The sequence below is a fragment of the Pseudomonas sp. genome, from assembly GCF_036404235.1.
In the GTDB taxonomy this organism is placed as follows: Bacteria; Pseudomonadota; Gammaproteobacteria; order Pseudomonadales; family Pseudomonadaceae; genus Aquipseudomonas.
On the sequence record NZ_DASWOT010000015.1, the window covers coordinates 29,008 to 42,661 of the forward strand.

At 56.7% G+C, this 13,654-nt stretch carries 12 protein-coding genes; 7 read left to right on the forward strand and 5 right to left on the reverse strand.

The annotated features are described in order from the left end of the window. Window positions 1-34: 34 nt before the first annotated feature. The gene (locus VGC62_RS01845) at window positions 35-1,579 is read right to left on the reverse strand and encodes a phosphoenolpyruvate carboxykinase (protein WP_331185402.1); all 1,545 of its coding nucleotides are present in this window, start codon (window positions 1,577-1,579) and stop codon (window positions 35-37) included. Between the two features lie 192 nt (window positions 1,580-1,771). Further along, window positions 1,772-2,674: an Hsp33 family molecular chaperone HslO gene (hslO, locus tag VGC62_RS01850; RefSeq protein ID WP_331185403.1), complete on the reverse strand. Its 903-nt coding sequence runs from the start codon at window positions 2,672-2,674 to the stop codon at window positions 1,772-1,774. 99 nt (window positions 2,675-2,773) lie between these two features. Here hslO and VGC62_RS01855 point away from each other — a divergent pair, with 99 nt between their 5' ends. After that, on the forward strand, window positions 2,774-3,610 hold the full coding sequence (locus VGC62_RS01855) for a phosphatase PAP2 family protein (protein WP_331185404.1): 837 nt from the start codon (window positions 2,774-2,776) through the stop codon (window positions 3,608-3,610). Here the strand turns inward: VGC62_RS01855 and VGC62_RS01860 are convergent. Beyond that, window positions 3,581-3,982: an RNA-binding S4 domain-containing protein gene (locus VGC62_RS01860; protein WP_331185405.1), complete on the reverse strand. Its 402-nt coding sequence runs from the start codon at window positions 3,980-3,982 to the stop codon at window positions 3,581-3,583. The genes VGC62_RS01855 and VGC62_RS01860 overlap by 30 nt on opposite strands. A gap of 122 nt (window positions 3,983-4,104) precedes the next feature. Here VGC62_RS01860 and VGC62_RS01865 point away from each other — a divergent pair, with 122 nt between their 5' ends. The 3 genes from VGC62_RS01865 to rimK are packed head-to-tail and all read left to right on the forward strand — an operon-like array spanning window position 4,105 to window position 6,285. Next, window positions 4,105-4,884, forward strand: coding sequence for an EAL domain-containing protein (locus VGC62_RS01865; RefSeq protein ID WP_331185406.1), 780 nt, complete (start codon window positions 4,105-4,107; stop codon window positions 4,882-4,884). 16 nt (window positions 4,885-4,900) lie between these two features. Beyond that, complete coding sequence (locus tag VGC62_RS01870) at window positions 4,901-5,383, forward strand: ATP-dependent zinc protease (RefSeq protein WP_331185407.1); 483 nt, start codon at window positions 4,901-4,903, stop codon at window positions 5,381-5,383. Further along, window positions 5,380-6,285, forward strand: a complete 906-nt coding sequence (gene rimK / locus VGC62_RS01875) for a 30S ribosomal protein S6--L-glutamate ligase (protein ID WP_331185408.1) — start codon at window positions 5,380-5,382, stop codon at window positions 6,283-6,285. Before VGC62_RS01870 ends, rimK begins: the two co-directional genes overlap by 4 nt. Before the next feature lie 146 nt (window positions 6,286-6,431). Here the strand turns inward: rimK and VGC62_RS01880 are convergent, their stop codons facing one another. Further along, window positions 6,432-7,745 (reverse strand): ATP-binding protein, encoded by a 1,314-nt coding sequence (locus tag VGC62_RS01880; protein WP_331185409.1) that lies wholly within the window; start codon window positions 7,743-7,745, stop codon window positions 6,432-6,434. A 148-nt stretch (window positions 7,746-7,893) separates the two neighbouring features. Next, window positions 7,894-8,646 carry a two-component system response regulator OmpR gene (gene ompR / locus VGC62_RS01885; protein WP_331185410.1) on the reverse strand — a complete coding sequence of 251 codons (753 nt, stop codon included), beginning with the start codon at window positions 8,644-8,646 and terminating at the stop codon, window positions 7,894-7,896. 284 nt (window positions 8,647-8,930) lie between these two features. Here ompR and VGC62_RS01890 point away from each other — a divergent pair, with 284 nt between their 5' ends. The 3 genes from VGC62_RS01890 (at window position 8,931) to gshA (ending at window position 13,420) form a co-directional block, all read left to right on the forward strand. After that, window positions 8,931-11,252, forward strand: a complete 2,322-nt coding sequence (locus tag VGC62_RS01890; RefSeq protein ID WP_331185411.1) for a Tex family protein — start codon at window positions 8,931-8,933, stop codon at window positions 11,250-11,252. Further along, window positions 11,252-11,635, forward strand: coding sequence for a PaaI family thioesterase (locus VGC62_RS01895; RefSeq protein WP_331185412.1), 384 nt, complete (start codon window positions 11,252-11,254; stop codon window positions 11,633-11,635). The genes VGC62_RS01890 and VGC62_RS01895 overlap by 1 nt, the downstream gene beginning before the upstream one ends. A gap of 198 nt (window positions 11,636-11,833) precedes the next feature. Then, a complete protein-coding gene (gene gshA, locus VGC62_RS01900; protein WP_331185413.1) occupies window positions 11,834-13,420 on the forward strand; it encodes a glutamate--cysteine ligase in 1,587 nt (528 codons plus the stop codon). Window positions 13,421-13,654: the final 234 nt, after the last annotated feature.

The window sequence follows — 13,654 nt, forward strand, 5'->3', positions numbered from 1 at the left end:
CCCTGAAGGGCGGTTTTTTTACAGCGCTATCCGATTACAACGTCGGACCCGCTGCCTTGATTGCATCACTCACATCGAACTTCTTGAAGTTCTCGGTGAACAAGGTGGCCAGTGCTTTGGCTGCTTCGTCGTAGGCTGCTTTGTCTGCCCAGGTGTTGCGTGGCTTGAGCAATGCAGTATCTACGCCTGGCACCACTTTAGGGACGTCGAGGTTGATGGTGTCCAGATGCTCGGTTTCTGCGCCGATCAACGCACCGCTTTGGATGGCTGCGATCACGCCACGGGTGGTCGGGATGTTGAAGCGCTTGCCGACACCGTAGCCGCCCCCGGTCCAGCCGGTGTTAACCAGGTAGACCTTGGAGTTGAAGCCACGGATACGTTTGATCAGCAGTTCAGCGTATTCACCGGCCGGACGTGGGAAGAATGGCGCGCCGAAGCAAGTGGAGAAGGTGGACTTGATGCCGGGACCAGAGCCCATTTCGGTGGAGCCGACCAGTGCGGTATAGCCCGACAGGAAGTGGTAGGCCGCTTGTTCTTCGCTGAGGATCGAAACCGGCGGCAGGACGCCGGTCAGGTCGCAGGTCAGGAAGATCACAGCGTTTGGCTCGCCGCCGAGGTTTTTCGGCGCGCGTTTTTCGATCAGTTCACGCGGATAAGCTGCGCGGCTGTTCTGGGTCAGGCTGTCGTCGGCGTAATCGGCTTTCTTGGTGACGGGGTCGAGTACGACGTTTTCCAGAACGGCGCCGTGCTGGATGGCTTTCCAGATGACAGGCTCGTTCTTCTCGGAGAGGTCGATGCACTTGGCATAGCAGCCGCCTTCGATGTTGAAGACAACGCCTTCGCCCCAGCCGTGCTCGTCGTCACCGATCAGGTAGCGACTCTCGTCTGCAGACAGCGTGGTTTTGCCGGTACCCGACAAACCGAAGAACAGGGTTACGTCGCCTTCTTCGCCCATGTTGGCCGCGCAGTGCATTGGCAATACGTCGTAGGCCGGGAGCAGGAAGTTCTGCACCGAGAACATAGCTTTTTTCATCTCACCGGCGTAAAGCATGCCAGCGATTAGTACTTTTTTGGCGGCGAAGTTGATGATCACGGTGCCGTCGGAGTGGGTGCCGTCGCGCTCAGGTTCGCAGACGAACCAAGGCGCGTTCACCACTTGCCACTCTTGTTTGGCGCCGTCGTTGTAATGTTCAGGATTGATGAACAGGCAACGACCAAACATGTTGTGCCATGCCGTTTCGGTGGTCATTTTGACCGGCAGGTAGTAAGCCGGGTCCGAACCTACGTGTACGTGGGACACGAAGTGATCGCGCTCGCTCAGGTACGCAGTAACGCGATCCCACAAGGCGTCGAACTTGTCGGCTGCAAACTTGCGGTTGATCGGGCCCCAGGCGATAGCGTCCTGGGTGGTTGGCTCTTCAACGATGTAACGGTCGATCGGCGAGCGACCAGTGCGATGACCTGTTTGCACAACGAGTGCGCCAGTATCGGCCAGTTCGCCTTCACCGCGATTCAGGGCTTCTTTTACCAGATCGTCAATGCTGAGATCGGTATACACGGTGCTATTGGCTTGCGTCATGAGTGTCCCCGTCGGCTCGGTGGCCGAGTCCTCCAAACGTTTTTGTAGTAAAAAAACAACAACTACTACAGCGAAAAGTGGGCCGGATTATGCCAGAAAAGCCCCTAAAAGGTAGGGTCCTCCTGTCAGAACTACATAAAGAAAGCCCCGCCCAGCCGGGCGCAAACCATTCAGCATGCCCCTGGCACTACCTTAATGGCGAGTATCAGAGGGCGAATCCACCCCACCACCTGCGAACAGTTGCGCTACATCCGTGGAATCGAACAAATAGCGCTGATTGCAAAACTGGCAGTCGATTTCGACCACTCCGTTGTGCTCAATCACCAACTGTTGGGCATCTTCCAGACCGAGGCTGACCAGCGCATTGGCAGAGCGTTCACGCGAGCAACTGCAACGGAAGGTCAGGGGTTGAACATCGAACATGCGCAGCGGGTCTTCGTGAAACAAGCGATGCAACACGGTTTCGTTATTCAGGCTCAACAATTCTTCGGCAGTCAGCGTGCTGGCGAGAGTGATCACGTGTTGCCAGCTGGCCTCGCGCTCTTGCGGATCGGTCAGGCGCGCGGCGGGTAATTGTTGGAGCAGCAAGCCGCGGGCGCGCTTGCCGTCGGCATTGAGCCAGAAGCGCGTAGGTAACTGTTCGGACATGACGAAGTAGGTGGACAGGCACTCCGAGAGGTCGACGCCCTCCAGGCCGACGATCCCTTGATAGCGTTTGCCCTGACGCGGGTCTACGGTCATTGTCAGGTCGCCTTCTGGCATCAGCTCCTGCAACGTAGCGCCGCCCCTGATCAAGGTTTCGTCGTAACGGGCGATGCCGCGAATCTCGCGCTCGCTGGAGCATTCGACCATTAGCAGCGACACTGGCCCGAGGGAGCGAGCCTGAAGCACCAGCAGGCCATCGAATTTCAGGGTGCCAACGAGCAACGCTGCAGCGGCGAGCATCTCGCCGAGCAGTTGTGCAACAGGCTCGGGGTAGGTGTGTTTGGCCAATACTTCGGCGTAGCTGCGCTCCAATGCAACGGTTTCGCCGCGAATGTCGCTTTCATCGAAAATGAAGCGTTGGGTGTAATCGATATCCGGAAAATCATGCATAGGAGAAATTATCTGAAGTAATGACAAAGTGATGACAAGCGCTTATAAAGCGCGGTTTGGCACCCAGTGGTGCTCTGCCATGCCGATGAGGGGCATTTTATGGACTATCCCGCGTTGTTCCAACCCAGGTGGAATGTCAGGCGTTTTGTTCTATGTAATCTTGTGGCGCTGGCGCTGCTGCTTGTCTGGATCTGGCCGACAGGCCATGCATTGTTCACTCAGTTCGACGAATGGCTTTTCCATCTGCTCAATCGCCCGCTGGCGCAGAACACAGTGTGGCTATACATCTGGACTGTCGCCAGTATGCGTCCCTTCGACGCGGTGGTTGGCGTCATCCTTCTGATCCTGCTGATCAAAGGCGACTGGGTGTTCAAGGCGGCTCAAACGCGGGCGGCGCTGATTGGTTTCGTGGTGACGCTGATCCTACTGTTGGTCATCCGAACGGTCTTTTCCAAGGTACTCGATCACACTTCGCTGCAACATGACAGCGCATCTATGATGATCCCTGACGCGATAAAACTGAGCGAAATTTTCCCGTCACTGGAGGACAAGTGGCAATTGAAAGACCGCTCCAGTCAAAGTTTCCCGGGTGACCATGCGTCGGTGCTGTTGATCTGGGCGATGTTCATGACGGTTTTCAGTCGCACCGCTGGTCAACGCGTCATTATTTGGGTTCTCGCTTTCCTGTTCATGATGCCGCGCCTCGTCGCTGGCGCCCATTGGGGCCAGGACGATTACATCGGTGGCGTCATGATAGCGCTGCTGGCATTGGGCTGGAGCTGTTACACACCGTTCGTCGCCAGAAGCACGGGCTTCTTGTTAAGGGTGACGGCACCGCTTTTCAAGCTGCTGGCGAAGGTGCCACTGGTTAAATACTTAAGCGTTGTGCGCAGCTCAGAAACTCAGTCAGTCATCCGCCGAATGAAAGTGAAATAGCTGTCTGCGTTGTTTTTTGGTCGGTTTGCCGTCGGTGGTGACACCCAGGCTACCGGCCTTGCGCTGAGCGGCGGCGTTTTCACGCTTGGATACGCTTTCGGGGGTTTCGGTGTATAGCAACTGTGCTTGTGGCGCTCCACGCCGTACGATGGACAGCGCTTGTACCACCACGGTCCGCTCATCGAACCCTGCGCGAATCTGAAACTCATCTCCGACGTGTGGCTCCTTGCCAGGCTTGCAACGTTCGCCCCGACAATGCACCTTTCCGCTTTCGATCGCCGCTTTTGCCATGGCTCGCGTCTTGAAGAAGCGCGCAGCCCAGAGCCATTTGTCCAAACGAACTTTTTCGTCCTCATCTGACTTTTGTGCCATCTGAATTCCCCAATCGAGTACATAGTCAGAAACTTTACTACGTCACGCCAATCACCCAGTAATCCCAACCCTTGATTAAAATGCACGCCAAGATCAGTGGCGCCTCATTTGTGGAGTACGACGTGACAGATTTTCCGACTTCGTTAACGTCACCCGGCAGCTGTGTGGGGTGCAAAACCAGCACCGAACTGGATTTCGATTTTACCTTTGCGTATCAGCCGATTGTGGATTTGCGTGATCGCTCGATCTTTGCCCACGAAGCGCTGGTGCGCGGTATCAATGGCGAAGGTGCATTGTCGGTGCTTAACCAAATCACTGACCAGAACCGATACCGATTCGATCAGTTGTGCCGAACCCGAGCGATTGCTACGGCCGCACAATTGGGTATGACCGAGTATCTTTCTATCAATTTTTTACCCAATGCCGTGTACCGTCCAGAGTTGTGCATTCGCAGCACTCTGGAGGCTGCACGGTTGCACAATTTCCCCCTCGACAGGTTGATCTTCGAGACTATCGAGAGCGAGCGACTCGATAACAACAACCATCTCACCCATATCCTGCAGGAGTACCGTGAGTTCGGCTTCAAGACCGCCATCGACGATTTCGGCGCAGGTTATTCAGGCTTGACCTTGCTGGCGGACTTTCAGCCAGATCTGATCAAATTGGACATGGCGCTGATACGTGATATTCATCGCGATCGTGTTCGTCAGGCTATTGTTCGTGGGGTTGTCACAATGTGTACCGAGTTGGGCGTTACAGTCATCGCCGAAGGCATCGAGCATGCCGAAGAACGAGACTTTCTCGCCGACTGTGGCATTTATCTGATGCAGGGATATTGGTTTGCCAAGCCCGCATTCAAAGCCTTGGCCAAGATCGATCCTGATGTCTGGCAGAAAGCGTGAAACGTACGGAATCGCATTGAAAACATTCGATCATTTAACAGTCATTGGCCTTCGCGAATGGGTGGCGCTTCCAGACTTGGGGGTCGCGGGCCTACGGGCGAAAATCGATACCGGCGCCAGCACTTCAAGTCTGCACGCCACGGAAATCGAACCCTTCGAGCGCGATGGTGAGAAATGGGTGCGCTTTAACGCGCACTTGGGCACGGTCGTACAGCTGCGTCATCGCCGCTGCGAAGCTCAATTGGTGGCCATGAAGACCATAAAAAGCTCCAACGGCCACGCGCAGGTGCGCTATGTGATTCGCACCCCGCTTGCGCTAGGTGATCGAGTCTGGCCGGTCGAATTCACTCTGGCCTGCCGTAAAGCCATGCGTTATCGGCTGCTACTCGGTTCCAACGCCTTGATTGACGGCCAACTGGTGGTCAATCCAGGCATTACTTACGTTCAGGACAAGCCGGTGTTCACGGCTTCTAATTCCTCTGCCACAGGTGCTGCATGAAGATCGCTGTGCTTTCGCGAAACCCGCGTCTGTATTCAACCCGCCGTTTGGTAGAAGCTGGCATTGAGCGTGGTCATGAAATGGTGGTGATCGATACCCTGCGTGCCTATATGAACATCGCCAGTCATAAGCCGCAGATCCACTATCGAGGCAAGCCGCTGGAGGGCTTCGATGCGGTTATTCCGCGCATTGGTGCTTCCGTCACGTTCTATGGCTGCGCCGTATTGCGTCAATTTGAAATGATGGGCGTATTCCCGCTCAATGAATCTGTAGCTATCGCTCGCTCGCGAGACAAGCTGCGTTCATTGCAGTTGTTGTCGCGCCGTGGCATCGGTCTGCCTGTAACGGGCTTTGCTCACTCGCCGGACGATATTCCTGACTTGATACAGATGGTCAATGGCGCGCCGCTGGTGATCAAAGTGCTGGAAGGCACGCAAGGCATTGGCGTGGTGCTGTGTGAAACGGCGACCGCCGCCGAATCGGTGATCGAGGCATTCATGGGCCTCAAGCAAGACATTATGGTGCAGGAATACATCAAGGAAGCCGGGGGCGCGGATATCCGTTGCTTTGTGGTCGGCGACAAGGTGATCGCGTCGATGATGCGTCAGGCCAAAGCGGGTGAGTTCCGCTCAAACCTGCACCGGGGTGGGACTGCAAGCCTGATCAAAATCACCCCGGAAGAGCGCATGACCGCCATTCGCGCCGCGAAAGTCATGGGTTTGAGCGTTGCCGGGGTAGACATCTTGCGCTCCAATCACGGCCCGCTGGTGATGGAGGTTAACTCCTCGCCAGGCCTTGAAGGCATTGAAACGACCACCAGCAAGGATGTGGCCGGGATGATTATTCAGTACATCGAGAAGAACGGCGGGCCGCACATGACGCGGACCAAAGGCAAAGGCTAATACGCCTGCCGGCTGTTGCAATACCTTGTTGGAGCGAGGCTTGCCCGCGAAGGGATGTTTCAGGTTCGCGGACTTATGCAGCTTGTGGCATTGATTCGCGGGCAAGCCTCCCTCGCTCCAACACAGTCTGAACAGATCACGCCACTTCAATCAGCATCCCGTGGCAGCATCAGACCCAGCGGTAACCTGACCCTCGCTTCTAACCCACCGCCTGATCGGTTGCGCAATTCAACATTGCCACCGTGCATCGCCGCGATTCGTTTGACGATTGCCAGCCCAAGGCCCGTGCCTTTGCCGCTGCGTGCTCGGTCGCCGCGAATGAATGGATTGAAGATGCCCTCAAGTTCCGATTCATCGATTCCGGCACCACGGTCCAGCACGCTCAACACAACATACGGCGCACCGCTGTCCCCGGACACGTAGGCAGCTACTTCGACGCCATTTCCTGCGTGATGCATGGCGTTGCCGATCAAGTTGGCCAGTAAGCGTTTTAGAGAGACCCGCCGAAGCGGGAACGGTGGAATCGGTTCCAGGCACAGGCGAATCTGCTCTTCAGGGCTGTTGTAAGGCGCGACGACTTCGCGGACCAGATCGCCCAGATCGACTTCTTCTACTTCCTCGTCACGCCCGTCGCGAATGAACGCCAGGAACTGATCGAGGATTGCGTCCATGTCCTCAATATCGCGGACCATACCCGCAGTCAGATCGTTATCACCTGGCATCAGCTCAAGAGACAAGCGCAGGCGGGTCAATGGCGTGCGCAAATCGTGGGACACCCCTGCGAGCATCAACTCTCGCTCGCGCCCAGCCTGCTCAACGTCTTCGGCCATTTGGTTAAAGGCGCGATAGACCTCGGTCATCTCGCTGGGTGTATCGCTGACCGGCAAGCGCACACTGCGCCCCTGGCCCAGTTGACGCGCAGCAAATACAAGCCGCTTCAATGGCTGGTTAAGCTGGCTGACGAAGATCCATGCAGACGCGGTAGACAACAAGCCAATCGCGAGGAACCAACCCAGCACGCTCCAGATTTTCTGCCCCCGCAGTGGGTGCGGATACAGCGGGACTTTCAACCAGCCGTCACCCAGGCTTGGCGCGCGCACCCACAACGCAGGTGGCGCGTGTACCCGTAAGCGCACCTCGGTGTAGGCGCCAAGCTCAGCCTGCATCTGACGCTGGTAGATCTCGGAATACGGCCAGTGCTGCTCGCCCTCGGGCACCCCGCCGCCCACAACGCGGATCAAGCCTGCGGCATCGGCAATGGTTTCGCGATCACTCTCGTCCGCTGCCCAATAGGCGCGCAGCGTCAGCGCCACGCCATGGCTGTACTGCCTGTCGACCAGCACATCTTCGTTCATCAATAGATAAACCAGCGTCAATGCTTTGGAAAACAGAACGACGATAAGCACCAGCCAGAGGGTGCGAGAAAAAAAGCTTTGCGGGAACCACAGCGGTGTCTTCATAACAGCAGCTACACACTTTGCAGGATAGGCGGATCGAGAGAGACGCCGAAACCAGCCACACCGAAAACCCTTCCTTATCAGGGGAATCGGTGTAACTGGAGAGTTTGTCGGGGCGTTGAAATTCGGCCCACAAGCAATCGGTCAGAGGTTACTTATCGGTGTTGGTATCACTGATGCCATCGGGTACGAATACATAACCCACACCCCAAACGGTCTGGATGTAACGAGGTTTGGCAGCATCCGGCTCGATCAGGCGACGCAGACGGGAAATCTGCACGTCGATGGAGCGTTCCAGCGCATCCCATTCCCGACCACGGGCCAGGTTCATCAGTTTGTCGCGGGTCAGTGGTTCACGCGCGTGCATAACCAGTGCCTTGAGCACCGCGAATTCACCGGTGGTCAGCATGTGGACTTCGTCGCCGCGCTTGAGCTCTCGGGTGGCCAGCGACAGTTCGTACTCACCAAAAGTGACCGATTCGTCTTCGGTACCCGGCGCGCCAGGAACCGGAACCGACTGACGACGCAGGACCGCTTTGACGCGGGCCATCAGTTCATCAGGGTTGAAAGGTTTGGCCAGGTAATCGTCGGCGCCAAGTTCAAGGCCCTTGATTCGGCTCAGCTCATCGCCCTTGGCGGTCAGCATGATGATCGGTACCTTATTGTTCGCCGCGCGCAGACGACGGCAGGCGGACAGGCCATCTTCGCCGGGTAGCATTAGGTCCAGCACAACAAGGTGAAATACCTCGCGAGCCAACAAGCGATCCATTTGCTCCACGTTGGCCACCGCGCGGGCACGATAGCCTTTGCTGGTGAAAAAGCGCTCTAACAGGCTGCTCAAGCCAGGGTCATCATCGACGATGAGGATTTTCTCGCCTTCAGCCGTTTGTGCAGTGCTGCTCATAGGATGCTCCTTTGATCTCGGCGCGCATTATGGCGTAGCTGCTGTGATGCGCACCGTGTGCATTGTTAGCAGATTTTTCCTGAGCCGCCACTGACGCTCTTTTCCGCGGGTTTGCGCAGGATCATCCGACAATCGCCGATCCCTTTGGCGACAGGTCATCGGCGGGTCCCCTAATCTGGGTTGGCTGGGTATAATGCGCCGCCCTCAAGGTCAGGCAACGCTCACTTCAGGCGGTTCGCCAGCAGCTGGATTTTTGTACACCCTCACATTTGCCAGGTGGTTTTATGGACAGTATCAACAGCCGCATCGCCGAAGAACTCGGTGTCCGCCCGCAACAGGTCGAAGCGGCCGTCGCGCTACTGGATGAAGGCTCTACCGTGCCGTTCATCGCTCGCTACCGTAAAGAAGTGACTGGCAGCCTCGATGACACGCAACTGCGTCATCTGGAAGAGCGCCTGCGTTACCTGCGCGAGCTTGACGAGCGTCGCATCAGTATCCTTGCCAGCATCGAAGAACAAGGCAAGCTGACCCCTGAACTGGCCCGTGACATCAAGCTCGCCGAGACCAAAACCCGCCTTGAAGACTTGTACCTTCCCTACAAGCAAAAACGCCGCACCAAAGGCCAGATCGCACTGGAAGCCGGTTTGGGCGAACTGGCGGACGGTCTGTTCAACGACCCGACCCTGACGCCGGAAACCGAAGCGGCGCGTTTCGTCGACGCCGAGAAAGGCGTAGCCGACGTCAAAGCCGCTCTGGAAGGCGCCAAATATATCCTCATGGAGCGCTTTGCCGAAGACGCGACCCTGCTGGAAAAACTGCGCAGCTTCCTCAAACACGAAGCGGTGCTCAGCGCCCGTGTTGTCGCCGGCAAGGAAGAAGAGGGCGCCAAGTTTCGTGACTATTTTGAACATGACGAACCCCTGAAAAGCATGCCGTCGCACCGCGCACTGGCGATTTTCCGTGGTCGCAACGAGGGCATTCTCAGCTCAGCCCTGAAAGTCGGCGAAGAACTGCCGGGCACCATGCACCCGTGCGAAATGATGATCAGCGAGCGTTTCGGCTTGCAGAATCAAAATCGTGCGGCGGACAAATGGTTGGCCGAAGTCGTGCGCTGGACCTGGAAGGTCAAACTGTATTCGCACCTTGAAACCGATCTGCTGGGCGAGCTGCGCGATGGCGCCGAGACCGAAGCGATCAACGTTTTCGCTCACAACTTGCACGACCTGTTGCTCGCCGCACCGGCCGGCCCACGCGCCACATTGGGCCTGGACCCTGGTCTGCGCACTGGCTGCAAGGTCGCGGTGGTCGATGCCACAGGCAAGCTGCTCGATTACGCGACGGTTTACCCACACGTACCCAAAAACCAATGGGATCAGACCATCGCCGTGCTGGCGGCGTTGTGCGCCAAGCACGCGGTCGACTTGATCGCCATCGGTAACGGCACTGCCAGCCGCGAGACTGACAAGCTGGCCGCCGAGCTGATCAAAAAATATCCAGGTCTGAAAATGACCAAAGTGATGGTGTCTGAAGCCGGCGCATCAGTGTATTCGGCATCGGAACTGGCGGCCAAGGAGTTCCCGGACCTGGACGTTTCGATCCGTGGCGCCGTTTCCATCGCTCGCCGTTTGCAGGATCCGCTGGCAGAACTGGTGAAAATCGACCCGAAATCCATCGGTGTTGGCCAGTACCAGCACGATGTATCGCAGCTCAAGCTGGCACGCGGCCTGGATGCTGTGGTCGAGGACTGCGTAAACGCCGTGGGCGTGGACGTGAACACTGCATCGGTGGCATTGCTGGCGCGTATTTCCGGCCTCAACACCACGCTGGCGCAGAACATCGTTGCCCACCGCGATGAGCATGGCGCCTTCAAGACCCGCGCTTCGCTGAAAAAAGTCGCTCGCCTGGGTGAAAAAACCTTCGAACAGGCCGCAGGTTTCTTGCGCGTAATGAACGGCGACAACCCGCTGGACTCCTCGGCCGTTCACCCTGAGGCCTACCCGCTGGTACAGCGCATCGCCGCAGAGACTGACCGTGATATTCGCTCGTTGATCGGCGACGCCAGCTTCCTCAAGCGACTTGATCCGAAGAAGTTCACAGACGAGACGTTCGGTCTGCCCACCGTGACTGACATTTTGCAGGAACTGGAAAAGCCTGGCCGCGACCCGCGTCCCGGATTCAAGACCGCCGAGTTCCAGGATGGCGTCGAAGACCTCAAGGATTTGCAACTGGGCATGATCCTCGAAGGCGTCGTGACCAACGTCACCAACTTTGGTGCGTTCGTCGACATCGGCGTGCATCAGGATGGTCTGGTGCATATCTCCGCGCTGTCGGAAAAATTCATCAAGGACCCGCGTGAAGCCGTTAAAGCGGGCGACGTGGTGAAAGTGAAAGTCATGGAAGTTGATATCCCGCGCAAACGCGTCGGTTTGTCGATGCGCATGGGCGACACTCCGGGCGAGAAAATCGACGGCGCACGCGGCGCTCGTCCAGGTTCGGCTCCTCGTCAGCAGCAGAGCGCTCCACGCAAGGAGCCCGTGAGCGCAGCGCCCGCCAACAACGCCATGGCCTCACTGTTCGCCAATGCCAAACAACTGAAGAAACGTTGATGGATATTCCAGATGATCTGACGCAAAGCGCGTATTTCAAAACACTCGGCTGCCGTGTGGTGCGCCTGGACGAGGGCGTGGCCGAAGTTGCCCTGGCGCTTGAGCCGCATCTGCGCAATCGCGGCAACGTGATGCATGGCGGGGCGATCTTCAGTCTGGTCGATATCGCCATGGGCCTGGCATGTTCCAGTTCTCATGGTTTCGACAAGCGCAGCGTTACCGTTGAATGCAAAATCAACTATGTGCGCAGCGTGGCCGAAGGTGAAGTGACCTGTATCGGCACTGTCCTGCACGCTGGCAGACGAACCCTGGTAGTGGAAGCTGAAGTACGTCAGGACGACAAGTTGGTCGCGAAAGCGCAAGGCACGTTCGCTATCGTCTAGCCGTCAGACATGTTTATGAGGTAATTTCGGCACCGTGTAACAGTGTCGAAATACTCTGAAATCAATGCTGGATCTTTGGTTATCGGAAACCCGGCGTTCAGGCCGAAACGAGGCGTCAACGCCAGTTTTTTTCCTCACCCTTGTAGACCGTCATTACGATCCCCATATAGGGCCGACTGATGCGTGAAGGAATTCAACTTGAGCGAAATTCTCAACCGCCGCCTGGCTCTGCTTAGCGAGCGCGCTAACCTCTCCTTATTGGAGCAGTGCTTGCACGGTATCGAGCGTGAATGCTTGCGTGTGACGGGTGATGCCCGTCTGGCACAGACGCCGCACCCGGAAGCCCTGGGCGCTGCGCTGACCAATGAACTAATCACCACCGATTATTCTGAATCACTGCTGGAGTTCATCACACCAGCGCTGAAAAATCCGGTCGACACGTTGACCAGCCTCGACAAAATCCATCGCTTTGCCTACAGCAAACTGGGTACCGAGTTCCTCTGGAGCCCGTCGATGCCTTGTCCGCTGCCAGCAGAAGCAGACATCCCGATTGCCTATTACGGCACGTCGAATATCGGCCAGCTCAAGTACGTCTATCGCAAGGGTTTAGCCTTGCGATATGGCAAGACAATGCAATGCATTGCCGGTATTCACTACAATTTCTCGCTGCCGGAAGCGGTTTGGCCGGTACTCAAGCAGACCGAAGATTTCGAAGGCAGCGACCGTGACTATCAATCCCACAGCTATATCGGGCTGATTCGTAACTTCCGTCGCTACAGCTGGTTGCTGATGTACTTGTTCGGCGCATCGCCTGCCTTGGACGCAAGCTTTCTGCGGGGACGTTCGCATCAGCTTGAACAATTCGATGCCGACACGCTGTACCTGCCCTATGCCACTAGCCTGCGTATGAGCGATCTGGGCTATCAAAGCAATGCACAGGCTGACCTGACGCCTTGCTACAACGATCTGCTGGCCTATACCGACAGCCTGCGCAAGGCCGTTGCAACGGCTTACCCGCCGTATGTCGAGATCGGCACGCACAAGGATGGCGAGTGGGTTCAGCTCAACACCAACGTGCTGCAGATCGAAAACGAGTATTACTCGACCATTCGCCCCAAGCGCGTGACGTATTCAGGCGAACGTCCGATTCAAGCGCTGGTGGCTCGTGGTGTGCAGTACGTTGAGGTCCGCTGCCTGGACATAAACCCGTTCCTGCCGACCGGCATTGATTTACAGCAGGCACGCTTTATCGACGCATTCATCCTGTTCTGCGCCTTGCATGAAAGCCCACAGTTAGCAGACAACGAGTGCAGTAATGCCTCGTCGAACTTCCTGGCGGTGGTCAAGGAGGGGCGTCGTCCGGGCCTGAAATTGAGCCGCAATGACATCACCATCGACTTGAAAGTCTGGGCCAACGAGTTGCTGGACAAAATCGAGCCGATCATCAAGTTGTTGGACGAAAGTCACGGTATCGATGAGCATGCAAAGTCGCTGGCGGCGCAGCGGGCGAAGGTGGCTGATGCTTCACTGACACCGTCGGCGCAGGTGCTGGCAAGCATGACCGAACACAAGGAAGGCTTCACGGCGTTCTCGTTCCGTCAAAGCCAGGCCCATGCGGCGTATTTCCGCAGCCAGCCATTGAGTATCGAAGAACAATCGAACTTCGAAACCCTGGCCCGCACCTCATTGGCAGAACAGGCGGAGCTTGAGAGAACCGAGGAAGTGGTCGATTTTGACACCTTCGTCGGCGCGTATCAGGCGAGTATCTTGGCGATCAGTAACTGATCCAACGCAGATGCGCGCTTGCCCCAGATGAGAGGTTAGGGGCTAGAGGTCAGGGGACTGATTTAGAGGTTAGGGGACTGATTTATTTTTTGCGCTTGTCCCGTCCTGAATAAGGTTTACACCTTCTGATCTATTTTCAGGAGGGCGTAATGGAATCAGCAAAAAGGCGTAGTCAGCGAGACTACACGCTGACTTTTAAATTGTCGGTCGTCGACCAAGTCGAAAAAGGCGAGC